This is a genomic window from Phycisphaeraceae bacterium (assembly GCA_019636735.1).
GTDB lineage: Bacteria > Planctomycetota > Phycisphaerae > Phycisphaerales > SM1A02 > VGXK01.
In genome coordinates this window covers 17426-42772 of sequence record JAHBWY010000012.1, presented here as the reverse complement: position 1 = coordinate 42772, position 25347 = coordinate 17426, and the positions used below count along the sequence as shown (strand labels likewise).

Annotated in this window: 16 protein-coding genes and 2 rRNA genes; 6 read left to right on the top strand and 12 right to left on the bottom strand. The window is 64.9% G+C overall.

Annotated features, from left to right (window positions below; genetic code table 11):
• Window positions 1-236 precede the first annotated feature (236 nt).
• The 10 genes from KF724_13285 to pilM form a co-directional block, all read right to left on the bottom strand.
• Window positions 237-1223 carry a DUF21 domain-containing protein gene (locus KF724_13285; GenBank protein ID MBX3356662.1) on the bottom strand — a complete coding sequence of 329 codons (987 nt, stop codon included), beginning with the start codon at window positions 1221-1223 and terminating at the stop codon, window positions 237-239.
• Window positions 1220-2476, bottom strand: coding sequence for an HlyC/CorC family transporter (locus tag KF724_13280; GenBank protein MBX3356661.1), 1257 nt, complete (start codon window positions 2474-2476; stop codon window positions 1220-1222). Before KF724_13280 ends, KF724_13285 begins: the two co-directional genes overlap by 4 nt.
• A complete protein-coding gene (locus KF724_13275) occupies window positions 2473-3195 on the bottom strand; it encodes a hypothetical protein (GenBank protein MBX3356660.1) in 723 nt (240 codons plus the stop codon). The genes KF724_13280 and KF724_13275 overlap by 4 nt, the downstream gene beginning before the upstream one ends.
• Entirely contained in the window at window positions 3192-4907 is a 1716-nt protein-coding gene (gene tadA, locus KF724_13270) for a Flp pilus assembly complex ATPase component TadA (GenBank protein ID MBX3356659.1), read from the bottom strand. The genes KF724_13275 and tadA overlap by 4 nt, the downstream gene beginning before the upstream one ends.
• A gap of 365 nt (window positions 4908-5272) precedes the next feature.
• A complete protein-coding gene (locus KF724_13265) occupies window positions 5273-5815 on the bottom strand; it encodes an RNA-binding protein (protein ID MBX3356658.1) in 543 nt (180 codons plus the stop codon).
• 162 nt (window positions 5816-5977) lie between these two features.
• Window positions 5978-6084, bottom strand: a 5S ribosomal RNA gene (gene rrf, locus KF724_13260).
• 241 nt (window positions 6085-6325) lie between these two features.
• A 23S ribosomal RNA gene (locus tag KF724_13255) occupies window positions 6326-9103 on the bottom strand.
• Between the two features lie 889 nt (window positions 9104-9992).
• Complete coding sequence (locus KF724_13250; protein MBX3356657.1) at window positions 9993-11924, bottom strand: hypothetical protein; 1932 nt, start codon at window positions 11922-11924, stop codon at window positions 9993-9995.
• 25 nt (window positions 11925-11949) lie between these two features.
• The gene (locus KF724_13245) at window positions 11950-13266 is read right to left on the bottom strand and encodes a hypothetical protein (protein MBX3356656.1); all 1317 of its coding nucleotides are present in this window, start codon (window positions 13264-13266) and stop codon (window positions 11950-11952) included.
• The gene (gene pilM / locus KF724_13240) at window positions 13263-15368 is read right to left on the bottom strand and encodes a type IV pilus assembly protein PilM (protein ID MBX3356655.1); all 2106 of its coding nucleotides are present in this window, start codon (window positions 15366-15368) and stop codon (window positions 13263-13265) included. The genes KF724_13245 and pilM overlap by 4 nt, the downstream gene beginning before the upstream one ends.
• Before the next feature lie 245 nt (window positions 15369-15613).
• Here pilM and KF724_13235 point away from each other — a divergent pair, with 245 nt between their 5' ends.
• Complete coding sequence (locus KF724_13235; protein MBX3356654.1) at window positions 15614-17032, top strand: S1 RNA-binding domain-containing protein; 1419 nt, start codon at window positions 15614-15616, stop codon at window positions 17030-17032.
• On the opposite strand, the gene KF724_13230 is transcribed toward KF724_13235, so the two are convergent.
• On the bottom strand, window positions 17008-17622 hold the full coding sequence (locus KF724_13230) for a hypothetical protein (GenBank protein MBX3356653.1): 615 nt from the start codon (window positions 17620-17622) through the stop codon (window positions 17008-17010). The two genes, KF724_13235 and KF724_13230, sit on opposite strands and share 25 nt — an antisense overlap.
• Window positions 17623-17722: 100 nt before the next feature.
• On the bottom strand, window positions 17723-19111 hold the full coding sequence (locus KF724_13225; GenBank protein MBX3356652.1) for a hypothetical protein: 1389 nt from the start codon (window positions 19109-19111) through the stop codon (window positions 17723-17725).
• A gap of 92 nt (window positions 19112-19203) precedes the next feature.
• On the opposite strand from KF724_13225, the gene KF724_13220 reads away from it, so the two are divergent.
• From KF724_13220 to KF724_13200, 5 genes are read left to right on the top strand one after another with little or no spacing between them, the layout of a single operon-like run.
• Window positions 19204-19509: a hypothetical protein gene (locus KF724_13220; protein MBX3356651.1), complete on the top strand. Its 306-nt coding sequence runs from the start codon at window positions 19204-19206 to the stop codon at window positions 19507-19509.
• 29 nt (window positions 19510-19538) lie between these two features.
• Window positions 19539-20939, top strand: coding sequence for a dipeptidase (locus KF724_13215; protein MBX3356650.1), 1401 nt, complete (start codon window positions 19539-19541; stop codon window positions 20937-20939).
• Between the two features lie 9 nt (window positions 20940-20948).
• Window positions 20949-23477, top strand: coding sequence for a hypothetical protein (locus KF724_13210; GenBank protein ID MBX3356649.1), 2529 nt, complete (start codon window positions 20949-20951; stop codon window positions 23475-23477).
• Window positions 23478-23525: 48 nt separating this feature from the next.
• Window positions 23526-24467, top strand: a complete 942-nt coding sequence (locus KF724_13205; GenBank protein MBX3356648.1) for an ABC transporter ATP-binding protein — start codon at window positions 23526-23528, stop codon at window positions 24465-24467.
• Between the two features lie 10 nt (window positions 24468-24477).
• On the top strand, window positions 24478-25323 hold the full coding sequence (locus tag KF724_13200; protein MBX3356647.1) for an NAD(+)/NADH kinase: 846 nt from the start codon (window positions 24478-24480) through the stop codon (window positions 25321-25323).
• Window positions 25324-25347: the final 24 nt, after the last annotated feature.

Genomic DNA, 25347 nt, shown 5'->3' with positions numbered 1-25347 from the left:
CTTCGATTCCGCTTGCCGCGGTGCCAGCGCCTCAGCATCCCCACGCGGCCCCGAGGTCGACCTGTTCGGAGTCGACCGCTTCGCATGGTGGATCGGGCCGTGCGCTTGGCATGGTTGCCAACCGCGTGAAGCTCGGAACCTCAACCGCCTGCGATGCTGACGAATCCTGTCGTGACGGTCCTGCCGCGTGCGCCATCTGTGTCGGCGCGGCGCCACCCTCCGGCCGACGCCAACGATCAGAGGTCGCCCTTGAACGAGCCGACGAGCGGCTCGACCAGATCACTGAGCGTGATCACCCCAACAGGCCCCCCTTTCGGAGAACCCACGACCGCCAGCTTCGCGCGCTCACGCCGCAGCACTTCAAGCGCCTCGAGCAGCCGTGTGCCGGGATCGACCCAGCACGCGTTGTGGACCACTTCACCCAGCGATCGCTCCGGAGCCGTCAGCAGGTCGAGCGCCGCCACGACGCCGATCACACGACCATCGGAACCCACCACGGGATAGCGACTGAAACCGTCACCCCGCACGGTCACATGACGCACCGGTTGATCGAGGTTCGCTCGAATGACCGATGCGCGCCGCCACGGAATCATCCGCTCCGCGACCGTTCGGCCAGCGACGCCCATCACGCGTTCAGCCAGCGACACCTGCTCTTCGCTGAGGGCCCCTGAACCGACGCCCTCTTCGAAGATGCGCGCGAGGCGCTGACGAGAAGTCAGTGGCGCGTCAGGCTCGGCACCGAGGAGCCGCAGGACGGCCGTCGAGGTCCCCTGCACGAGTGGAACAAGGCCGCACCAGGTCAACAGCAAGCGTGCGGCGCGAAGGCCTGGCGCCAGCGCCTGAGTCGCGCGATCGGCCGATCGTCGGAAGAGGTCCTTGGGAATCACCTCTCCGAAGATGAAGAGGATGGGCACCACGATCATGGTGTTGACCACGACGGCACCGAAAGGTCCAAGGCCCACGCCATGCAGCACACGCGAGATTCCAATCGCCACGAAGTCATTCGCGATGGTGTTGGCGATCAAGAGGGCCGCGAGGAGTCGATTGGGGTGATCCATCTCGTCGCGCAGGATCCGCGCCCGACGCTGCCCTTCCGCGACTCGAAGCGCGAGCCGGACTCGATTCGTGGTGTAGATCCCCGTCTCTATGCCCGAGCAGAGCGCCGAGAGAAGCACGCCCAGCGCGATCAGCAGCGTGAAGAAGAGCGCCACCTCCAAGGTCATGGCTCGCTCTCCGGTGCGCGATCAACGATGAGCTCGCGGATTCGGCCTCGCTGCACAAAGGCCACCTCGACGGTCATCCCATCGATCACGACGCGATTGCCCTGTCGCGGCTCATGGCCGAGTTGTTCGAGGGTGACGCCTCCCGCCGTTGCCGGTGCGTCGGGCCCGAGGACGAGGCCGAAGACCCGTGCAAACTCGACGGCCGGCATCTCGCCGCTGACGCGCCAGCGACCATCGGCCGTCGGTTGCGGCGGTGGAATCGGCGCCTCACCGGGAGCCTGGATGTCTCCGACAATCTCTTCGACCGCGTCTTCCAGGGAGACCACACCCTCAGTGCCGCCGAACTCATCGACCACGACGGCGATCTGTCGGCCTCGTTGCCTGAAGAGATCGAGGAGCTGTTGCACGGTGGCCACCTCGGGCACCACCAGGGCGGGGCGGCAGTGGTCGGCCAGCGGTGTGCGGTCGCCTCTTGGATCAAGGAGAAAGCTTCGTACATTGAGAAAGCCCTCGATGTCATCGAAGTCACCGCGATGGACGACCAGTCGCGTCAAACCTGCGCGTCCCGCGACGGTCGCGACCAATGATCGACTCGCCTGCACAGGGACAGCCACGAGATCGACGCGTGGCGTCATGACATCGCGAACACGCAGGGCGCCGAGGCGAACCACGCGGGCGAGCACGCCTCGGCCCCGTTCATCGACCAGTCCGCTCCGGCTCGCCGACTCGAGCGCTTCATCGATCTCGCCGACGCTGAGACCGCTCGCTTCTCCGCCGCCAATGAGCCGCGCGGCCGGCGTAACGACGGTCCGGTCGAGCAGTATCCGCACCGGAGCAAGGAGCAGGTGCACCGGCCGAATCAGCGTCACGCAGACGCCCACCAGGCGCCGGCGAGCTGCATTGGCCGCAAGCTTCGGAAGGATCTCACCCAGCAGAATGAGCATGATCAGCGTGATAATCGAGGCGAGCGTGCTCACGACCCAGCTTTCGCTCACCCGGATCAACATCACGCTGGTCGTGACGAAGTAGAGCGTGTTCACCGTCATGTTCACCAGCAGGATGGTGATGAGGAGTTGACGCGGATCGAGCAGCAGGTGATCGACGATGGCGGCCACGCTCGCCCGCTCCCGGCGAAGCCAAAGTCGATCGCTCTGTGAGAGTCCAAAGAGCACCGTCTCCGAGCAGCTGAAGATCGCGCTGCAGACGAGGAGCGGAAGGAGGGCCGTCGCCAGAATCCAGTCCGTGGGTGTCACCGGTCGAACTCCCCGCCGCGCGGCGCTTCGAGCAGTCGTGACAGCTGGCGAAGCTCGGTCAGCAGGAGCGCCGCACGCGGGCCATCGGCAATCGCGGTGCGTCGGACTGACGCAGCACCGCCGAGCCCCTGGTGGCCGGGCACCTTTCCTGAGTCTCGCGCCGCATGCGCGTGACCGGCTGACGACTCTCCGCGCGCTGGCAATCCACCGCCGCGCACCGGCTCTTCTCTCGCAGCATGCGCGTGACCGGCTGACGGCTCTCCGCGAGTCGGCGGCTCGGCGCCTGTCTCGGCCCCCCCCTCTCTTGCAACGAATTCTCCATCGATGGCCTCGGCGAGTTCGGCAAGCACCTCGTCGCGGCGCGCTTCAACCGGTGCCCGCGCCGCAGCGAGCGGCGCTTCACCCTCGGCGCGCGCCGATTCGATCGCCTCCTGCCACTCGAGGCTCTGCATCAGGAGCGCCGGAGGCGCCGGAGGCGCTGGATCAATGCCCGCCTGGCGAAGGAGGATCGCCGCCCGCTCGATCGGATTGCGAAGCACCCTGGCGGCCGCGCTGATGAGCGCCGACTCCCGCAGGTCATTGGCCCGCTGCATCGCGTCGCCGGCGCGATCTGGATGCGCGCGCGCCAGCGCCGAGCGCTGGAGCGCACGGATCTCCTCATCCGCCACGCGAAATCGGCGCGGACAACCCAGGCGCTCGAACGGGTCGTCGCCGGTCACTCGCTGCCCGCAACGCGCTCGACCTCTTCGAAGGTCGTGACGCCCTGCGCCACCTGGTGAAAGCCGAACTGCTGAAGGGTGACGAAGAGCCCGGTGGCCAGCACCTCGCGGATCGCCGATATGGTCGGCTTCCGCAGGATGATGTCCCGCAGCGCGTCGTTGGCCTCGAGCAGCTCGAAGAGCGCGCGCCGGCCCATGTAGCCGGTTCCGAGACACATCGCGCAGCCCTGCGCCACAGAGATCTGCGAAATGCCCTCGAGTGAGCGCCCCATCTTCAGCACCTGAGAAGGAGTCGGCTTGATCGGCTTCTTGCACGAGTCGCAGAGCACGCGCGTGAGGCGCTGGGCGACGATCAGGCTGATGGCATTCGCCACGAGATAGCTCTCGACGCCAAGGTCGAGCAGGCGGAAGATGGCCCCGATCGAGTCCTTCGAGTGGACCGTGGAGTAGACGAGGTGCCCGGTCATCGCGGCCTGCATCGCGACATTGGCGGTTTCGATGTCGCGGATCTCACCGACGAAGATCACATCGGGGTCCTGCCGCAGCACCGATCGCAGGATGGTGGCGAAGGTGTTGCCCTGCTTGTGGTCGATGGGAATCTGCGTGCACCCTTCGAGGTAGTACTCGACGGGGTCCTCGATGGTGATGGCGTTGCGCACATCGACATCGATCTCGCGCAGGCACGAGTAGAGCGTGGTGGTCTTGCCGCTGCCGGTCGGACCGCAGGCAAGAAGCATGCCCGCGTCGCGCGTGGCGATGACCCGAAGCTTCTCGTACATCCACGGCAGCAGACCGAGCTGGTCGAGGCGCGATGGCGCATTCGAGCTGTCGAGCACGCGAACGACGAGCTTCTGCCCATGCACCGCAGGTGTGAGGCTGACGCGATAATCGACGCGGCGGCCGCCGGCAATGGCGGTGAAGTGGCCGTCCTGCACCTGCGCCTTCAGGCTCGTGTCGATCTGGCAGAGCACCTTCACCATGCCGAGCACCCGGCGGAGAATGGTGAGCGAGAGTTCAACCGCCGTGAGCATCACGCCGTCAACGCGGAGGCGCACCACGGCCTTCTCGGCGCGCGGCTCGAAGTGAATGTCCGTGGCCCGGGCGCGAAACGCCGTGAGCAGCAGCAGACGGAAGACGCGAATGCTCTCGCGGGCCTCATCATCGCGCCCCGCTTCGATCCCACCGGCGACCGCCTGGTGCACGGTGACGCCGCGACAGTCGACGAGGGCGATGCCGTTCTCATCGAACGGCTTCTCATGCGCCGCGTCGCAGATCTCGCGCAGCCGCCGCTCGTAGTCGGTCTGGGCCTTCGAGGCGATCTCCGAGAGATCGAGGTCGATGGTGTTCTGGGCGTAGGCCCATTTCTGGCGGGCCTCGGCGGCAGCCTTGAAGTCCGGAGTGAGTCTGGGCTTGGGCGCCGCGGTCTCCTGGGGATCGACGAATCGGATCTCGACCGATCCAGCGCGAACGATGTCGCCGTTGGCGAGGGGTGATTCGGCGACTCGCATCCCATTGACCTTGGTACCGTTGCGACTTCCGAGGTCCCGCACGCGCCAGCCGCCCTCAAAGGGCTCCAGCACGCAATGCCTGCGGCTCAGAGATTCGTCGTCCACATGGACGGTGTTCTCCGGCAGTCGGCCGACCGTCACCTGGTCGGTTTCGAGCTCCAGCCGCCTGAGACCCTTGGGAGTCTTCGCTTCGACAAATGGCATGACAGCTATACGGACGCCGAGCCCGCGTCGCGCACCCAGCCGGCAGGATGGGCCGTCACGAGAAGGTCGGAAGAGCGGAGTATACAACCGGGCAGGCGTGGGACCGAGCGTGGCGCGCGCGGTGCACGCTCGCGCACCCGGCGCATGCGAGATCGGTCCGCAGCTCGATTCGGCGCACGCGCGGACCGGCTCGAACGCGCATCAGGGCGAAGGCGGACGCCGCGAACTGGCTCGAACGCGCATCAGGGCGAAGGCGGACGCCGCGAACTGGCTCGAACGCGCATCAGGGCGAAGGCGGACGCCGCGAACTGGCTCGAACGCGCATCAGGGCGATGGCGGACGCCGCGGACCGGCTCGAACGCGCATCAGGGCGAAGGCGGACGCCGCGACGGATCGCTCGCGCCAGTCGGAGGAGGTCCTTGCGGACGGGGTGGGCCGCCTGCTGGTGGAGACTCACTGCTTCGTGCCGGCGGTGCCGCACCCGGTGATGAACCTGGTACCGGCCCTCCGGGGCGAGATCCGCCCGGGCCGCCGGCGCTACTGCCCCGACGGGGGTTCCGGTTGCTGAAGCGCCGACCACCCACGCCGCCCCGGGCGGTGCCGAGCCGAGGTCCGAAGGGACCTTGCCTCGCCATCTGACCCGGGCCGCGTTGGGGAGCCTTCCCCTTCTTCAGCGCCTCATTGATGATGATCGTGCGACCGTTGATCTTCCGCCCGGTCAGCGTCTCGATGGCGAGCTGGCCCTTGAGCGGGTCACGGAAGAGCACGATGGCGAAGCCTCGCGAGCGCTTCGTCTTGGGATCGATCGCGACAATGATCTCGTCGAGGTCCCCGAAGGGCTCGAAGATCGGTCGAAGCGAGTCGGCGGTTGTCCTCTGGTCGAGGTTGCCAACGAAGACCTTGAACATGAACGAATTGTGTGGGGATGTGGATGCGTGCCCCGCCCCGCGGTGGCTCGGACCATCCGAGTCGTGGCATCATAGCGGATGGAAGGAAGTCGTGCCGACGAGCCGCCGCATGCCGCAAAAACAAAGCGGGCTCCACCGGCCGAAACCGGTGGAGCCCATCAAAGTCGGCGATGACCTACTTTCCCGCTGAGCAGTATCATCGGCGGCGGAGTCTTCACTGCTGTGTTCGGAATGGGAACAGGTGTTTCCCTCCGCCTATGGTCGCCGACAATCGGTCGCCGACGCCTTCGCGCCGGCGACCGTGGATGACCATGCAACAGACACGAGGTCGGGTGACCTGACCGGAGGTGAATCCGGAGAAGGCCACGACGGCCAAATTGATGAGAGCGTTCATTCTGCGAGCAGCTTGACCAGCATGCGTCGCGCTGGTGCGCGACACCTGGTCGTCCGGGCCATCCGAACCCGCTCCCCTCTTGATGAGGAGCGGAGATTCGACGGAACCCGGTCGACGCGGCCAAGCAATCGACCGTTAGTACCGCTTTGCTGAACGGATTTCTCCGCGTGCACATGCGGCCTATCAACCCGGTGGTCTACCGGGGGTCTCTCGTCACAAGGACATGCAACACTAATCTCGAGGTGGGCTTCCCGCTTAGATGCTTTCAGCGGTTATCCCTGCCGTACTTAGCTACCCAGCGATGCACCGAGCGGTGCAACTGGCACACCAGGGGTACGTCCATCCCAATCCTCTCGTACTAAAGATGTCTCCTCTCAATGTTGCTACGCCCACAGCAGATAGGGACCGACCTGGCTCACGCCGGTCTGAACCCAGCTCGCGTACCACTTTAATAGGCGAACAGCCTAACCCTTGGGACCGCCTTCAGCCCCAGGATGTGATGAGCCGACATCGAGGTGCCAAACCGCTCCGCCGCTATGGACGCTCGGGAGCGATCAGCCTGTTATCCCCGGCGTACCTTTTATCCGTTGAGCGACGACCCTTCCACACGGGATCGCCGGATCACTAGAGCCCTCTTTCGAGACCGTTTGCGCTGTATCGCTCACGGTAAAGCTGGCTTGTGCTCTTGCACTCGAGGCGCGGTTGCCAACCGCGCTGAGCCAACCTTTGCACTCCTCCGTTACTCTTTTGGAGGAGACCGCCCCAGTCAAACTGCCCGGCATGCAGTGTTCCCTGCCCGGTTTCACGGGAATCAGGGTTAGGCCACGAACTGACTCAGACTGGTATTTCACTGACGCCTCCACTCGATCCGAAAACCGAGCTTCAAAGGCTCCCAGCTATGCTACGCAGAATAAATCCATGACCACTGCAAGCGTACAGTAAAGGTGCACGGGGTCTTTCCGTCTTGCTGCGGGTAGGCGGCATCTTCACCGCCACTACTATTTCACCGAGTCGGTCGTGGAGACAGTGCTCCAGTGATTACGCTATTCATGCGCGTCGGAACTTACCCGACAAGGAATTTCGCTACCTTAGGACCGTCAGAGTTACGGCCGCCGTTTACCGGCGCTTCAGTCGCCAGCTTCGCATTGCTGCTAACCGGCTTCTTTGACGTTCCGGCACCGGGCAAGCGTCACACTGTATACATCCTCTTGCGAGTTCGCACAGTGCTGTGTTTTTGATAAACAGTTCCCAGAGCCTTTTCTCTGCGCCCTCTCTTTCGAGGAGGGCCCCCTTCTTGCGAACGTACGGGGTCAAATTGCCTAGTTCCTTCACGACCGTTTTCTCGAGCGCCTGAGGCTATTCGCCACGTCCACCTGTGTCAGTTTTGGTACGGTTCTCATGCTTGTCACCGGACGGCTTTTCTTGGGACCGTTCCACGCCGCATCGGCCTCAAGGGCCTGCCCGCTTCACTGGGCCGCGGTCGCTTCACAATCCGTCACGCCGGGTCAACCGCACATGAGAGGGCCGGAATATTGACCGGCTGTCCATCGACTACGCCTTTCGGCCTCGCCTTAGGCACCGCCTAACCCTGGGCGGAATTACCTTCCCCAGGAAACCTTGGACTTTCGGCGATGGAGATTCTCACTCCATTAATCGTTACTCAAGCTGGCATATTCACTTGCTGCCGCTCCACCAACCCTCGCGGGAAAGCTTCGCAGCTGGCAGCAACGCTCCTCTACCCCAACCATCTTGCGATGGCTGGCCACGGTTTCGGTATGACTCTTATTCCCGATAATTATCGGCGCTGGATTCCTCGACCAGTAAGCTGTTACGCACTTTTTAAATGGTGGCTGCTTCTAAGCCAACATCCTGGCTGTCACAGCAATCCAACTACCTTTCGAACTGAGAGTCATTTGGGGACCTTAACCGATGGTCTGGGTTGTTTCCCTTTTGAGCACGAACATTATCGCTCGCACTCTTACTCCCGGGGCAACGGGCACGGTATTCGGAGTTTGATTGGGCGGAGTAGCCGGGTAGGCCCTCGAACCCATTCAGTCGCTCTACCCCCGCGCCGTGACCCCCGAGGCTAGTCCCTAAACTATTTCGAGGAGAACGAGATATCTCCGGTTATGATTGCACTTTAAGCCCTCCCCACAGGTCATGCCAGAACTTTTCAACGTTCACGGCTTCGGTCCTCCAGGAGGTGTTACCCCCCCTTCAACCTGCCCATGGGTAGATCAACCGGTTTCGCGTCTACCCCCTGCAACTGTGCGCCCTTTTAAGACTCGGTTTCCCTTCGGCTGCGCCGCGGAACGGCTTAGCCTTGCCGCAGAGAGTAACTCGCCAGCTCATTATGCAAAAGGCACGCCACAAGCCTTACGGCCCGTGACCGCTGTGTAAGCACACGGTTTCAGGTGCTTTTCACTCCCCTGATCGGGGTGCTTTTCATCGTTCAGTCGCCTTACTGGTTCACTATCGGTCGTCGAGGAGTACTCAGGCTTGGAGGGTGGTCCCCCCATGTTCAAGCCAGGTTTCTCGAGCCTGACTCTACTTGAAGCCATTTCCCAGGTACGTGCATACAGGACTATCACCTTCTTTGGTCGACTTTTCCAAGTCGTTCGCCACGATACTGGTTCGTCCGCTTTCGCTCGGCGCTACTCGCGGAGTCGCGGTTGCTTTCCTTTCCTACAGCTACTGAGATGTTTCAGTTCGCTGCGTTCGCTTCATACGGCCTATGCATTCAGCCGCAGATGACCTTTCGGCCGGGTTGCCCCATTCGGAAATCCTAGGATCGATGCTCGGTTACCAGCTCCCCTAGGCTTATCGCAGGTTCCTACGTCCTTCATCGCCTCTCGACGCCAAGACATTCACCGTGTGCCCTTTCCAGCTTGACCGCGTCGACCAAGCCCCGTCGGTTCAACCATCTTCAACCGCGTGAACGCGGGTGAGGAGAGTCGACCTTGAAGAAGGTCTCTTCGATCATGCTGCCGACCGCCGCGGGGCGGCCGGTGTGCTCCGGACTTCACGATTCACCGGACCGGTTGGTCAAGTGACTCGGGAGCCGGAGCGCTCAAGCTGCTCGTCTAACAAACAAATCGCTCTCGGTGTGCGCCGTTCGAGGCCCGGTCGGCCAGGTGTTGAGCCTGGGTGCCGGTACGCCGGACGGCGCCGTGTCTGCTGCATGACTTGTCAAAGAACTGTGTGAGGGCCGCGAAACGAATGCGGTTCACATGTGGTTCAGAGGGTTCGTGACGAGTGTCACTGGCCTTCTGCCGACTCAGGTGCTCCCTGAGGCGGACCGGAGAGTGTAGCGAGATTTTCCATGCTGTCAACCCATCTCCATGCTTCTCGTGGAGGGGCCGCGGAGGACCTGTGATGAGCGCGGGGAAAGCCCACTCTCGGCCGAGATTCCGACCCGTTCACGCTTTGGACGACCCCATGCCAGGCCTCAATCGGGCCGAGCCGGATGCGGCCTCAAGCTGGCGCCGGGGCCGAGATCGTCAGACCAATCCGTGCCCCGTCGGAGCGGTAGCGGTCAGAAGCCTAGGAACCTCAGGACTTTGGGCGTCTGAGTCCAGCCACCGAGGTGCCGGCCGACCAGGAGTGGCTCCGAGCGAGCGGGGCCGTTCCGCGGCGGTCATGGTCACGAACCCGGTCGATTCGCAGGGCGGGCGGTGCGAGACCTGTGGCGGCTGCTCACCCGATGCACAGAGTCACGAGGCCCCTCAATCCTCGGGGCGTTCAGCGTGAGATCTGTGGCGGCTGCTCGGCCGATGCACAAGCTCACGAGCCTGGTCGATCCGCGGGTGGCGCCGCCGCCGTGGCCTGATTGGCTTCGTCCATCAATCGGCGGCGATCGATGCTCTCCGTGTCCGCGGACGGTGATCGCAGCTCGAAGCCATCGGCTCCGGTTGCTTCTCGCACCACCACAATGAACCCACGGTTGCGATCCTGATCGCCTCGATCGATTGATGTGTCCTCGACAATGGCGACAACAAACCAATCCGTGGTGAAGTCGATCGGATCTCCGGCCTCACCTCGGCGAGGCTCGACCACTCGGCCGATCCGCTCGCCGGGCTGCACCGAGAATGTCTGCCGGCGACGGATGCCTTCGACCAGTCGATAGACCTCGATGTCCGCGGCGCCGAGCCCCATCGCGCCACCTTCCGCGGTGGCGCCGGTCACAAAGAATGTCGATGAGGGCGTGACCTGCACGGGGTTCGACCATGCACTCGGTGCGCTCACGATCACAAGCGACTGCGCGAAGTTCGACTGCTCGGACACGAGCTGACGCGTCCGGGCAAAGAACGGGTTGAACATCTTGGCGACTGCTCGATAGCGGTAGGAGACCTGCGGCTTCACCTCGAGGTCGTGGGCCCAGACCATGACTCTCTCAAGCGTGCCGAGGTCCGCCGAGCGTCGCTCCGCCTGGTCCTCGTCAGCCGCCGCAGCCGCAGGAGATCGGGCTGCAAGCTCGTCGCGCCGCCGCGCCAGGTCTTCGCGGTGCTCCCGCAACTCTCGGGTCAAACGACGCCGTTGCGCATCCTTCATCGCATCGCCGGAAGCGCCACCCCCGCTGCCGTGACCGGCGGTTCCGCCGCCACCACCGCCAATGCCGCCAGTTCCGCCGCCGCTGAAGCCTCCGCCTCCGCCGCCACCTTCCCGGCCGCCCGAACCGCCGCCGCCACGAGGACGCGAGGGATCATCATCAAGCGGACCGCCCATCTCCTTCAACGCATCTTCCTTGCGGCGAATATCCCGTTCGATGTTCGAGATGCGCTGTCGAAGTCGAATGATCTCGCGCGAATCAGGCTCGGGGGCGCCACCGGCTGTGGCCGTAGCGGCATGAATCGGTGAGATCCAACTGTCGTTCTTCGTCGGGTAGAACGCTGGCTGGAGAATCTCGAACTGATTGACGGGTCGCGCCAACAGACCGAGGACTTCGTTGCGGACCTCAATATCCGCCCGAGGAATCCGACTTCGGAACGAGAGGCGATCCGGCAGAGGCGACACCTCGCGCCGCCGACCCCAGGTGCCGTCCGGCAGAAGCTCTTCTCGCTCGAAAACGACATCGATGACGAAGAGCCCCTCCTGGTACCACGCCGATGGCGCCGGTGAGAGTGGCGGACGGGCGGCGGTGTCACCGCGACGAAGCTCCTCTCGCGCCGCTCGAACATCGAGCCACGCGGCTGGCGTCGTGAAAGTCACATCGACGGTAACGCCATCTACACGACCCGGGAAGAGCGCTGCGAGCCCCTTGTTCTCGGGGGCCTCGAAGGTCTCGCTCACGATCGCATCGGAAGTCTGGCCGACATCCGGCACCATCGCGAGTTGGGGCACCACGGGCATGCGATACCAAGTGTCAGAGATCGATCCGCTTTGGAGCAGGTCTCCCGCAAGCGTCGGCTCGATGCGCGGAAGCGTCGCCACGGGAGAGACGCCACCCTCCAGCGCGGCGGTGAATTGTGTGGCAACCCGGGGAATCTGGTCAACGCTGAGCTCAGCCGGAAGTCGACCCTCGTTGAGCCGACTCTCGATGGCGCGCGCACGCTGATCAAGCGACTCGCCGACATTGCCGGGCGTCAGGGTGGCATTCCCCGCCTTGACCGACCTGCCGCTCATCACTTCCATCGCCACGGCGCCAAGGAGCAGCGCCGCTGCGGCGCCGACCACGATCTTCTCAACATGCAGTTCGAAGAAGGAAATGCCCTTCATGACGAAAACTCCTGACTGATCGGGTTCACAGGCCGCCGTGCTCATCCCCGCCGCTCGAGCCACCAAGGCCGGAGGTGCCGATGCGGGCCTTCATTTCGGCGGGCATTCGGAGGGTGGTCCATTCGCGGAGCTGAATCGTTTCGAGGGTCAGCGTCGCCTCGGAGAGAGGCTCGGCTCCATAGAGGAAGCCCTCGCGCGCCGCGGCGAAGGGATCAACGGGCACCAGGTCGACATTGGTGACGGTGATGAAGTTCTGTCGGGCGAGGGCATCGACCACTCGAGGCAACTGCGCCGTCTCGATGATGACGCGCAAGGTCACTCGACGAACATCGTAAAGGCTGTTCGACAGGCGTCCGGTGAACGACATCGAGAAGTCCCGCTGGACCTCCGACCTGGGATCAACCGGCGAGCCACCACCGCCGCCACCGCCACCGCCGCCGTCATCATCAGTGCCCGCCGGCGCCATGGGCCTGCCTTCACCACGAGGCAGCGGTTCCACTCGCAACTGCACGATGCGCTTGACCGGCGCCGTCGTTACATCGTCGAAGCCTGCGTTGGCAGCGGCAAGACCCCGGACCACATCCTGGGTGACCCAGAGATTCCAGTTCCACTCGAACATTCGATCGAGAGGCATGCCGGTCGAGGGAATGTTGGAGGGGAGTCGGGGCATGCCGATCGACTCGAGCGTGGCATAGAGGCCGATGCCGCGCGCGACCTCGGCGTAGATGCTCTTGCGCGCCCCGAGCAGGTCGTCATCGAGGCGCTTGCGATCGTCGGGGTTCAGCTCCTCGCGAGTCCGCTTTCCACCGCCCACCGACGCGATGAACGCCGACGAACGACGCTGAAGCTGCTCACGAACCTCGGCGGTGGGAGGCGGCTGACCGGCGCGGATCTCCTCAAGGAGCGCCTGATACGCGGCGACGAGCGCCGGGTAGAAGCGCTCATGCGCATCGGCGCGGCGGGCGTCGGGCGGAGCCGGGAAGATCTCGGTGAGCAGGACATCGCGATTCTTCGAGTTGTGACGAAGGGCCGCGGTCCGCACCGTGTCTGCATCGGCCCGCAGGGCCTCCACGATGCCGCTGTATGAGTCGATCACCTGTCGATTCACGGTGGTCTGAACGGTCACCGGTTCACGGCCCGGAATGTTCAGTGTCACCTTGGACGCTTCGAGCGAACTCAAGGCGTCCATGTCGCTCTTCTTGGAGTTGAGGTCGTTCACGACCCCACCCTTCAGACGACCGCCGATCAACCAGCCGGTGACCGGCGCCGCGATGATGATCACGCCGAAGACAACGATGAAGACATGGCGGCGAACCCAGTCGAGCACCAGCTTGAAATTCACTGCACGCCCTCCTCGGTGGCAGGCGCAGGACCAGCATCACCACGAAGCTGGACCCGGAAGGTGATCACGGCACGATGGAAGCGCACATTGGAGTAGATGCCCGGCAGCCCCGGAATCGGCGCGAGTTGATCCAGTTCCTTCGCCTCGGCGACCTCCTCGGGCGAGGGCCCGGTGGGCCCCTGCCGTCGCTCCTCTTCGACAGGCTCGCGATCGGTGCCAGGCGGCGGCTTCAATTCACCGATTCCGAAGCCGACACCCCCCCCGCCGCCGTCGCCACCGCGTGACACGCCGCCGCCTGCGCCGGGTCTTTGGCGCCCCGGATGTCCCTGCGATGGGGGAGCGGAGGGCGTGGTCGCGCCCGCGTCGCCCTCGCGGCCCGGCATCGAGGGAAGATCGAGCGAGTCATCGGACCCTCGCTGCCCCGGAGCGCGCTCGCTCTCTGGTCCGCCAAGAGGACCGGTGACCTCGATGCTGGGCGAGGTGGTGTCGGACAGGATGATGTAGGGCACATCGGGCCGGTCGGCGTTCGCCCGAAGCCAGTCGCCCACGGTGGAGTTGAGGAACCCGCGAGGCTGATCCCGCTCGGGGAAGGTGACCTGCATTCGAACATCGATGACCCGGCGGCCATTCACGAAGTCGTAGGTGCCGGAGAGCCGTTCCAGCATGATGAGATTGCGCTGGCCGGCGGAGAGTCGAAGGACATCGGCGATGTTGGTCGCCTCGAGCTCGACGCGCGAGGGCTTGCTCGATCGCAGCGCCTCGAAGGAGTCCCTGACGAGGAAGGGCCAGACTTCACGATCTTCCAGCAGGCGCCGCATGTTCTCGGCAACGAAGCCGATGTCACTCGATGACTCCACGCGGCGATACTCATCAACAAAGCCCTTACCGCTGTTCTTGACGCGCGTCACCTGCGGCATATCGCCGGGAATCTGGACGCGCTCGATGAGCGGCCGCACCGTCATCGCGGCGCCCGCCACGATCGCGATCGCCGCCGCGGCACCGAACCATTTCGTCTTCGAGGCCCAGACCTTCTCGCGGATGTTGCGGACGGGCGAGAGATTGACGGCAATCGCCGACTGTCCGACCCCCTGAAGGGCGAGGCCATAGGCGGTGGCGAAATTCACGCAATGTGCCGCGAAGTCCGCAGCCTCGCGTCCCTCGACGCGAATCTTCTTGAACTCATCAAGGCGATTGACTTCGAGTTGAAGCTGCTGGCCGAGGAACTTCCGCAGGCCGGGGATCTTGAAGGTGCTTCCGACACCGATGATCGAACTGACCTGCGCTTCCCGGTGGAGCGTCTGGAAGTGGCCGAGGCTTCGCTGCACTTCCTGAAGCAGGTCGCCGATGACCGGCCGCATCGCCTGCATCATCTGCTTGGCGTATTGGCTGGTTGCCGACTCATGCTTGAGGCGCTCCGCCTTGCTGTAGCTGAGGCTGAAGGACTGCTCCAGCGCCTCGGTGAAGTGATGGCCACCGAGCGGGAAGGTGCGAATCCAGCAGTGACCATCGAGAGCGACAATGAGGTCGCTCGCCGATGTCCCGATGTCGAGAATGACGAGCGGGGTGCCGGGCTTCGTCTCGAGGTCGTGAACCGCCGCGTTGTAGACCGCGAGCGGGCTGAGCGTGACGATCTCCGGCGTCAGACCAAGCTCGCCGTAGAGCGCCAGGCGATCGGCGATCTTCTCCTTGGTGATCGCGAAGATGCCGACTTCGACCTCGGGGCTGTCGGGTGCGGAGAAGGTCTGGTAGTCCCACTCGACCTGATCGATGGGAAACGGGATCTGCTGCACCGCCTCGAACTTGACGATGTCGGGGATTTTCTTCGGCTCGACCGGCGGCAACTTGGCAAAGCGCGCGAGCGCCGAGTGCCCGGGCACGCTCATCACGACTCGCTCGTTCTCGAAGTTCTTCTGACTGACGAGCTGCCCGAGGCTGAGCCGGATCACCTCGTTGTGATCGAGGTCGGGCGTTGTCAGGACCTTCTTGTGTTCGATATAGGCGAAGTCCGTGACTTGGACCTCGCTGCCGCTTCGCTCGAGCCGGATGGCCTTGACGGCCCCTGCTCCCACTTCGATACCCCACGCGGCCTTGCTGCTTGGCATGGTTGTTCCTGGCCTCCGATGCGAGCGCGAACCCGCCGTGGCGGGGACTGGTGACTGGCCACCCCGGGGGCGACCAGAGAGAACCATTGATCATAACTGGACGCTCTCGAATACGAACTCGAGCCGGCTTTGGTTGCCCGATCGCCCCGGCTCGGGGCTTGGAACCGTCCCCCCACTCTCGGATACCCTGAAGGACCGCCCGCCGGCAGCCGATGCGGTTCCCTCCCGAGACGCCGGAGCATCCCATGGACCCCACCCAGCCCCCCGATCGATCGCCGACCACGCCGCCGACGCCTCCGGCTCGGCCCGCCCCGTCTCTTGACGACGCCCTCGAGCGCGAGATCAGCGAGGCTTTGGGCGATATGTCAATGGACGACCTGATCGAACTCTCGGGCAGCGATGATGGCGGTAAGGGCGCGGACGACTCGAGCACTCCCGAGCGGAGCGAGCGCGCTCCGGCGCCTTCGGCTCGCCACAAGGGCCGTGCGCCCGATCGCTCGAAGCAGCAGCGGCGAAAGCCCCGCGGCTCGCAGCGGGATCGAGCACCCAAGCCGGAGCGCCAGATCCGCGTGGGACGCATCATGCGGATCCACGACGGCGATGTCTTTGTCGAGTTCGGCAACCTCATGCAGGGCGTCTGCCCGCTCGTTCAGTTCGGCGAGGAGACGCCCGAAGTCGGCAGCGAGCGCGAGTTCATTCTCGAGCGCATGGATGCTTTTGAAGGACTTCATGTGCTTTCCCTGCCGGGGGCAACGCAGAAGGCTGACTGGGAGCACCTCGAAGTCGGCCAGGTGGTGGAGGCCCGCTGCATCGGCATGAACAAGGGCGGGCTCGAAATGGAAGTCGCCCATCACAAGGCGTTCATGCCCGCGGGTCAGGTCGACCTGCGCCATGTCCCCGATATCTCGGTGTTTCTCGGGCAGAAGTTCCCCTGCCAGATCCTCGAACTCCGGAAGGAGAAGGGTCGCCTTGTGCTCAGCCGCAAGGCGGCGCTCGCCCAGGAGCGGGCTCGAAAGCGCGATGAGATCCTCGACACGCTGGAAGAGGGACAGCAGATTCGCGCGACCGTGACCAGCGTGCAGCCCTATGGCGCCTTCGCCGACATTGGCGGTATCGACGGGCTGATTCACATTGCCGACCTTGCGCACGAGCGCTTGAAGCACCCCTCCGAGGTGGTCAAGGTCGGCGATGAACTTGAGGTCAAGATCCTTCGCATCGATCGCTCGCAGCAGCCGCCGAAGATTGCCCTGGGCCGCAAGCAGATCATGGCCGATCCCGTGCTCCAGAAGATGTCGGAGATCGTCATCGGCGCGACGGTGACCGGCCGGGTCACGCGACTCACGGAGTTCGGGGCATTCGTCGAGATTGCAACCGGTCTTGAAGGACTGGTCCACATCAGCGAAGTCAGCCACGACCGCATTCCCTCGGTCGATCGGGTGCTCAAGAGGGACCAGATCGTGACGGCGAAGGTGCTCTCGGTCGATGCCGACCGCAAGCGTGTCAGCCTCTCGATCAAGGCGCTGGTGGAGCGACCGGCTCGCCCCGGAAGCGATGCCGACACTCCCGCTCGACCCGACGGCTACTTGCGCGATGAAGACCCTGCGATGCGCAAGCTGAAGGCCCGGTTCTCGTCGAGCAGTCAGCTCAAGGGCGGCATCGGCTGATCGTCGCCCGAGGCCAGCTCGCGTCGAAGCGATTCGAGTGATTGCCGCACGACCGCTCCACCGGTCACGAGATCGATGGTGCTGTCGCTCACCTGCGACGGCGGGCAGCGCACCACGACACACTCCACTTCGCCTTCATTGAAGCGCAGCGACGAGAGTCGACCTACGCGCGTCGAAAGGGTCTCAAACGACGGCTCCTCGTAGCCTGCCTCGACCAGCACCGCGGCGATGGTGCCGATCGGATCATCACCGTGGAAGCGCACGCGGATGACGGGGTCGGCGTCAAGCTGACCCTTCGCCGCGCGGCCGACGAGCCAGAGTTCCTTCGGCCGAAGCTGCGTCTCAAGCAGCGTCATGATCTCCTCGGCAATGCGCAGGCGACGGTGCATGAGCGCCCGATGGCCCTCGACGCCGAGATCCCGCTCAGCCATGGCGCGGGCATGGCGACGCACGAGCACAGGCCCGGGCCATGTGGAACGAGCGAAGCCGAGTTCCTCCCCCGCGAGCGCAATGGCCTTCTGCATGTCCGAGGTCTCACCGCCCAGGAGCAACTCGGCGGCGCGGCGGGCAATCTGGTCGGCGATGCTCATCAACGCTCAACAACGGTCATCAGCGCTCTTCAGCAGACATCAGCGGAATTCAGCAGAGTTCGGCGCCTTCAACGCACTTCAGCGCTGTGGCCTTCATCCATTAAGGAATGGTGCGAACACCGGAGGGGTCATCGGGGTCCCAGAGGTCCTCGAAGGGCTGGTCGTCGCAGGCGTGTCGCAGGCAGAGATAGACCGCGGTGGCCACTGAAATGAGAATCGCGAAGGCGACGCCGGTCACGATGATGCCCGTCGTCTGCACCCAGAGGTCAATGAAGCCCGCGGTCCACCGCTCACTTCCCGAGAGCAGCGGCGGTGGCGTTGACGCACGCCCGAAGAGCGGCATGCCCCCGGCGCCTCCGAGAGCGGGCGCCTTTGACAACCAAGCGCCGCTGGCGGCCGTCAGATTCACGGTCACCACCTGCACGACGCGCACCACGAAGATGCCGAGGCCCCACGCCACCACTCCGGCGGCGAAGTAGCCCAGCGCGAGCAGCGGCCTGCGCAGCACATAGGCCGCCGAGCGCTGGCAGCTCTCGACGGCATCTGCGCCATCGCACGCCGCCGATGGCGCCATGAGCGGCAGCGCAATGACCCAGAGAATGCCCGCCAGCGCCGCGAGGAATCCGAAGATGAGCGCGACTCCATAGAGGGCGCCGGCGAGCACATTCAGCACTGGCACCCGCAGGAGGAAACCGACGATTCCGCCAAGCAGAAAGAGACCGCCCACGAAGAGAGGTGGCAGCAGCACCGCAAAGGCGAAGCTCGTCCATCTCGAGAGGGCGAAACTCACGGCATCGGCCGGCGGGAGCGCCGGTCTCTCGGCAAACGCGACGGCGGTCATTCGTGCGAGCGCCCCCGCGCCCACCGAGAGGATGATCGCCGACAGCAGCCCGAAGAAGATGACGAAGCCGCGGTCGCGCTCCCAAAGCGCCTTGGGCAGATCGATGGCCAGGACCCCGACGGCGGTCGCGGCGAGTCGAGGCTCAACCTGCACAATCGCCACAGACAGGGTGTCGACCACCTGGCCGATGGCGATCGATGTTGCAGCGAATGTGCCGCGCGGCGCCAGGGCCTCGACCTCCTGAATCGCCTGCCCCAGTCGCTCGATGCGCGAGCCGTCGGTCGTCGGATCGAGAAGGCCGCGCTCCTGCTCCAGCGCCCCTCGAAGCCAGGTCGGATCGATCGAATCGAGCGACATTCCCTCGGGACGGCGGTCGCGCGGGACGAACTCGCTGGTGATTCGGAAGAGGCGATTGCGCTGCGCCGAGAGCGCCGCCTCGGAGGGTGCCGGCTGGAGCAACCCGGGGGCTTGAATGGCTGGCCCCCGGAGCCCGTCCCAAAGGCGACCGGAAACACTCATCAGGAGAATGAGGAAGGTTGCCAGAAGGATCGCCCCGGGCCTGAGGGCCACGGGAACTGCACTGAAGATGCGGTGGACCCGGAAGATTCTTCTCAGATCGAGCGCTTCACCGTCGTTCAGGTCGGCCATGTCACCTCCGCACAGTGAGAGTTGCTGGCGTGAATGCTACCGACTCCTGCGCAAGGGTGGACTCGAGCCGCGTCGGTGCTACTGTTGATGCGATGTCGACGCCGATTCGAACCATCGAGCCTCGCCACCTGGCCCCCCGCTGTGTTGGTTGCGGATTGATCATTCGAAGTCATGACGCCGACTCCTGTCCTCGCTGCGGTGTCGACTTCGAGGAGCGACCTCCTCGAAGCTACGCCGATATGGAAGGTCTTCTCGAAGCCGATGAGCGCCCCGTGGTGCTGCGCCGCCCCGCGTGGCAGGAGCGTCGCCTTGTGGAGCGCTGGCTCGCCGTCGGCTTCCTTGGCGCGATTGGAGTGATCGTCGCCATCGCGGTCATCATGCACTTCGCGCGGGGCTGAGCTGGGTTCGCCAGTAGGCTTCGCGCCCCATGACCGAGTCTCTCAACGAAGTCCTCGCGAAGGCGGACCGGAACTTCGACGCGTCCGTCGATCGTCTTGCGGATCTGCTTCGCATTCCCTCGATCAGCACCGATCCGGCGTATGCCTCCGAGGTCGCGCGCTGCGCCGAGTGGATGGCCGAAGCGCTTCGAGGTGTCGGCTTCAATGCGGCGATCCACGCGACCGCAGGGCACCCGATGGTGGTCGCCCACGCCGAGGGGCCGCCCGGCTGGGACGGCCCGCGCCTTCTCTACTACGGCCACTACGATGTGCAGCCTCCTGACCCGCTTGAACTCTGGGAGAGCGCGCCGTTCGAGCCTGTGATTCGAGATGGTCCCGGTGGCAAGCGGATCGTGGCCCGCGGTGCCGTCGACGACAAGGGGCAGGTGATGACCTTTGTCGAGGCCTTCCGGGCGTGGCGCGATGTCGCTGGCGGAGTGCCCTGCCCCGTGACCGTCTTCCTCGAGGGTGAAGAGGAGTCGGGAAGCAAGAGCCTTGTGCCCTTCCTCGAATCTCATGCGAAGGAGCTCGCCGCCGATGTCTGCGTGGTGAGCGACACCGGTATGTGGGACCAGGAGACGCCCGCCATCACCGCGATGCTGCGAGGGCTGGTCTACGCGGAAATTGTTCTGCGCGGTCCGGGCCATGATCTCCACTCGGGCATGTATGGCGGCACGGTGCGCAATCCGATCAATGCGCTGGCGGAGCTCATTGCGAAGCTGCATGACGCCAAGGGGCGGATCACGCTGCCCGGCTTCTACGACGCTGTCCGGCCGATTCCCGAAGAACTCGCCGCCTGCTGGCGCTCACTCGAGTTCAGCGAAGCGGAGTTCCTCGGCAGCGCCGGTGTGCGCCAAGGCTGGGGCGAAGCCGGCTTCACCACGCTCGAGCGCATGTGGGCGCGCCCAACCTGCGACTGCAATGGCATCGTCGCCGGCTACACCGGTGTCGGCGCGAAGACAGTGATTCCAGCCGAGGCCCGCACCAAGGTGTCGTGCCGACTCGTGCCTGATCAGGACCCCGAGAAGATCTTCGCGGCGCTCGAATCATTCGTGGCCAGAGAGTCGCCGCAGGGGTGCACCACCGAGGTCATTCGCCACTCGGGCGCCCCCGCCATTCGAGTGCCGATCGACTCCCCGTGGCTCGCGGCGGCGAAGCGAGGGCTCGAGCGCGTCTATTCGAAACCGGCGGCGATCATCGGCTCCGGTGGCAGCATTCCCGCGGTGGGAGATTTCAAGCGCGTGCTCGGCATCGACAGTCTGCTGGTTGGCTTCGGTCTCGACGACGACCGCGTGCACTCCCCAAACGAGAAGTTCAATCTCGCCTGCTACCAGGGTGGGATTCGCAGCCATGTCGCCATGCTGGCGGAGTTCGCCGCGTTTCGACGCTAGGCTTCCACGGTGCGCCTGCTGCTGTCTCTGACCCGGCTTCACCCGCTGCTCCTCGTCGCGACCGCGGTCGCGCAGGTCGAGGTCAAGCTTGAGCGTTACGGCGTCGGCGATCGGTGGCGCTCCGGCGACTTCGTGGGGATTCAGGTGTCGTTCACCAGCGACCTCTCTGAACCGACGCCCGTGCGGGTCGAGTGGAGCGTGCCCGATGCCAACGGCGACATGGCTGAGTACAGCCGATCGCTCGTGTTGAATCCACGGCAGTCAGCGACGCGCTGGCTCTACGGTCGATTGCCGCCGATGCGCTCGGTGGGGATTTCGGATGAGTTCATCACGCTGATTCGCGTCTTCGAAGAGCGCGATGGTCGTCGCGTGCGTGAGCTCGCTTCGCAGCGCATCAAGGCCTCCGATGCGCAGGTCAGGCCGATGGCCGTCTCGATCGAAGATGACCTCGTCGGGATCGTCGGAGCGGGCCGCATGGGACTCGACGGCTATGAGCCGGTCGCAAGCTTCGGCGATCGGCCAGTGTCCCTCAACACCGCGACGATGTTCGCGCGGGGCATTCAGCCGCGCGATCTGCCCGATCGCTGGGAGGGACTCTTCCCCTATCAGGCGCTGATCTGGAGTGAAGGTTCGCCCGCGGCGCTCTCGGCGGAGCAATCCGAGGCGCTCCGCACATGGATCCGTCGCGGTGGCCATCTGGTGATCGTGCTTCCCGAGGCGGGCAATCCGTGGACGCTCGGATCGGCCACGGCGCATGGTCTCTCGGCGCTCCTGCCTTCGCAGATGCCGCAGCGGCTCGAAGGAACACCGGTGGCGAGCCTGCTGCCGATCCTCTCGAAGTCAGACTCGCTCCGCGTGGAGGATGCGACGGTTCCGATCCAGGTCTTTGACCCCTCGCGCCTCGACCGCGGGTTCGTGCCGCTGCTTGCGCTACCCAGTCCGCGCGACTCGGCGACGGGTGAGCTTGCGCCACGGCCGGGCACGCTCGATGGCGCGGTGGTCGCAGTGCAGGCGATGGTCGGTCACGGACGCATCAGTCTGATCGGGATCGATGTCGATGGGCTTCACCGCCGTCGACTTCAGGCGGGCGATCTGCCGCAGGCCGATGTCTTCTGGAATTGCGTGCTCGGTCGCCGGGGTGATACACCCACGGCCGCGGAGTTGCAGGGCTGGGCTGATTCGGAACCGAGGCGCCTCTCGCGCGGGCAGCCCACGATCTTTGCCGTTGAAGGCGCACTCGTCAGCGGCCGCATCGGTCTGCGAGGTCAGGCGGCGCTCGGCCTGCTCGGTGTGCTGGCGCTCTTTGCGACCTATTGGGTGGTGGCCGGTCCCGCCGCGTGGGTCGTACTCGGCAAACTTCGTCAGCGTCAGCTCACATGGCTCGTCTTCGTGGGCGTGGCGCTCCTCTTCAGCGGCATCGCCTGGGGCGCGTCGCGCCTGATGAGCGAGCGCGAGCCGCGCGTCCAGCATGTCACGGTGCTGGATTGGATCGCCCGCGGACCTCATGAGCCGCCGAGCACAGCGCCGCGCCTCGCGCGAGCGGTGTCGTGGTTCAGCGCGGCGCTGCCGGGGTATGGCGCCGCTGAGATCACCGTCGATCGCGACAGTGGTGAACGCAATCTCCTCACCATCTGGTCGCCTCCCCCCTCAGGCAGCACGCTGACCTTCCCCAACCCTTCCCGATACGAGGTTCCCATCGATTCACCGGGATCCATCGAAGTTCCTTCGCGCGCCACTTCGAGCGAGTTCGAGGTGCACTGGATGGGGGCATTGAATGAGCAGTGGGGCGCGCTCCCTGCGGGCGATGGCGCCTCGACGATCGAGCCCGTCCTCGAGTGGATCGTCGATCCGCGCGTCGGCTTGCGAGGCTCGCTCATCCATCGGCTGCCGAGTGACCTCTCGTCGGTGCGCATCATCCATGTGCAGCCCTTCCGCACGCCACGGCCGCGACTGGTCACTCCGCCCGCGCGGGCGACCGATCGGCGCGGCGCGCGGAGTGCGACCGAGGCACCGCTCCGAGACCCGCTTCCCGAGATCGATCCGAGCGGCAACGCGCCGAACTACGGTCGATATCGCGAGGTCCCATTGTGGCCGGCCGGCACGCCGCTCGATCTGTCGTCGGTGCTCTATCCGAACGGTCCGGCGCCGCCCAGCGTGGGAACGGTCGATTCACTCCAGGTGGGCATGCGCGAGCGCTACTACGCACGAGTCGCCGCGTCAGGCCTGATCGGCGGCGTCAGCCTGCCGGAGTTCGACCAGTACGACCTGCTCAGCTTCTATTGGTGGCTCCAGCCGCCGGAGTACATGGCGCGTCCCGAGCCGCAACTGGCCCGAGTCTTGAGAACGCTCGGTCGCACCATCGATCTGTCACCTTGGTCGAACCGGCCATGTCTGGTGATCGTTGGATACCTCGCGAATTCGCCGTTGCCGATTCCGATCGAGATTGGCGGACGACGACCACCCTCGAATGGACTCACCATCGTGCGGATCGTCGTGCCACTGCCTTCCGATACCGCGAGCGTTCTTCCCTTCCCCTGATCGCCGCACCGGCGACCGCCCCCTCTACACTGCCGCCCCGCCATGGCGATGATCGAGACCGTCAACCTCACGAAGAAGTATGGCGATCTCGTCGCGCTCGACAACCTGAACCTCACGATCGAGGAGGGTGTCTGCTTCGGCTTCATCGGCCCGAACGGCGCGGGCAAAACGACGACCATCAAGATTCTCGCGACGCTGCTCAAGCCAACCTGGGGCGAAGCGCGCATCGATGGCAAGGTGATCGGCTACCAGAATGCGCTGATCCGGCCGATCATCGGCTATGTGCCCGACTTCATGGGCGCCTACACCGACATGGTGGTGCTCGAGTACCTCGAGTTCTTCGCCGCCTGCTACGGCATCCACGGGGCGAAGCGCCGACAGACGGTGCAGAGCGTGCTCGAGCTGACCGACCTCACCTACAAGGCGAATGCCGAGGTGAACGGACTGAGTCGCGGCATGCAGCAGCGCCTCAGCGTGGCGCGCGTGCTGCTGCACGACCCGAAGGTGCTGCTCATGGACGAGCCGAACTCGGGCCTCGACCCGCGCGCCCGCATCGAGATGCGCGAACTCCTGAAGGAGCTGCGCCGCATGGGCAAGACGATCATCATCAGCTCGCACATCCTGCCGGAACTCGCCGAGTTGAGCACCGCCGTCGGCATCATTGAACAGGGCAAGCTCATCTACGCGGGGCCCATGTCCGACATCATGGCGCGGGCGAGCGCCGGAACCGTGGTGCAGGTCCGCGTCGAGGAGCGGCATGAGCAGGCGGCGGAGATTCTCCGGCGCGTGCGGGGCATTTCCCGCGTGCAGATCGATGAATCGGATGGTCGAATCCACCTGAGCCTGACGCTCGACCCGGAGGTCGGTCTGGCGGTCTCCGAGATTCCCAGCCGCCTGGTGGCTCAGGGTTTCCGTGTGGCGGCCCTGCACGAGGAGCGCGTCAATCTCGAGACCGCGTTCATGAAGCTGACGAAGGGGCTCGTGTCGTGAGCATCGCACCATGAGCGCCGTGCTGCTGCTGGCCACCCGCTCGCGGGCGGGCGTCGGTCCGGTGCTCGAGGAAGTGCGCCGGATCGTCGCGCGACACGCCATGATCGTGGCCGAGATGGAGGCCGATCACACCGCGATTCCTCCATCGCTCTCCTTCGATCGCGCCGTGGTCGTTGGTGGCGATGGCACGCTCATCTCCCAATGCCGGCGCATGCTTGATCGAGGTGTGCCGCTGGTGGGGGTCCATTTCGGGCGACTCGGGTTCCTCGCGGAGTTCGACGATGTCTCCCTCGCCACGCACGCCGAGCAGGTCTTCGGGCCCGATCCGCTCGTGCGAACGCGCATGGCGCTTGATGCGGTCGTTCGCAATGCCGCTGGCGAGACCGTCTTCCAGAGCATTGCCGTCAATGACGCGGTCGTCACGGCAGGACCGCCATTCCGCATGATCGAGCTTCGGCTGCATTTCGGCGGGGAAGAAGGGCCGCTGCTGACAGGCGATGGCGTGATCGTCGCCACGCCGGTCGGCAGCACCGCCTACAACGCGAGTTCGGGTGGTCCAATCGTGCATCCCGAGAACGAGGCGCTGATCGTCACACCGATTGCGCCCCACAGTCTTTCCTTTCGGCCGATCGTCGCGCCGTCGCACGAAGTCCTCGAAATCGAGGTGCTGCGGGCGAACGAGGGCACCACGCTGGTGCTCGACGGACAGGAGACACGGCCTCTCGCCCGCGGCGAGCGCGTGAGCATCGCCCGGTACCACACGCAGGCTCGTTTCATCGGGAATCCGCAGGTGAACTACTGGCGCACGCTCATTGAGAAGATGCGCTGGGCGGTCCCGCCGAACTACCGCTCCTGATTCGGGCCGAGGTACATTGCCCGG

Excerpts from the sequence above, each read along its gene's own strand:
- KF724_13220 (MBX3356651.1), top strand. The coding sequence starts at position 19,204 with ATGTCGACGCCGATTCGAACCATCGAGCCTCGCCACCTGGCCCCCCGC.
- KF724_13225 (MBX3356652.1), bottom strand. The coding sequence starts at position 19,111 with ATGGCCGACCTGAACGACGGTGAAGCGCTCGATCTGAGAAGAATCTTC.
- KF724_13215 (MBX3356650.1), top strand. The coding sequence starts at position 19,539 with ATGACCGAGTCTCTCAACGAAGTCCTCGCGAAGGCGGACCGGAACTTC.
- KF724_13265 (MBX3356658.1), bottom strand. The coding sequence starts at position 5,815 with ATGTTCAAGGTCTTCGTTGGCAACCTCGACCAGAGGACAACCGCCGAC.
- KF724_13235 (MBX3356654.1), top strand. The coding sequence starts at position 15,614 with ATGGACCCCACCCAGCCCCCCGATCGATCGCCGACCACGCCGCCGACG.
- tadA (MBX3356659.1), bottom strand. The coding sequence starts at position 4,907 with ATGCCATTTGTCGAAGCGAAGACTCCCAAGGGTCTCAGGCGGCTGGAG.
- pilM (MBX3356655.1), bottom strand. The coding sequence starts at position 15,368 with ATGCCAAGCAGCAAGGCCGCGTGGGGTATCGAAGTGGGAGCAGGGGCC.
- KF724_13230 (MBX3356653.1), bottom strand. The coding sequence starts at position 17,622 with ATGAGCATCGCCGACCAGATTGCCCGCCGCGCCGCCGAGTTGCTCCTG.
- KF724_13250 (MBX3356657.1), bottom strand. The coding sequence starts at position 11,924 with ATGAAGGGCATTTCCTTCTTCGAACTGCATGTTGAGAAGATCGTGGTC.
- KF724_13200 (MBX3356647.1), top strand. The coding sequence starts at position 24,478 with ATGAGCGCCGTGCTGCTGCTGGCCACCCGCTCGCGGGCGGGCGTCGGT.
- KF724_13285 (MBX3356662.1), bottom strand. The coding sequence starts at position 1,223 with ATGACCTTGGAGGTGGCGCTCTTCTTCACGCTGCTGATCGCGCTGGGC.
- KF724_13205 (MBX3356648.1), top strand. The coding sequence starts at position 23,526 with ATGATCGAGACCGTCAACCTCACGAAGAAGTATGGCGATCTCGTCGCG.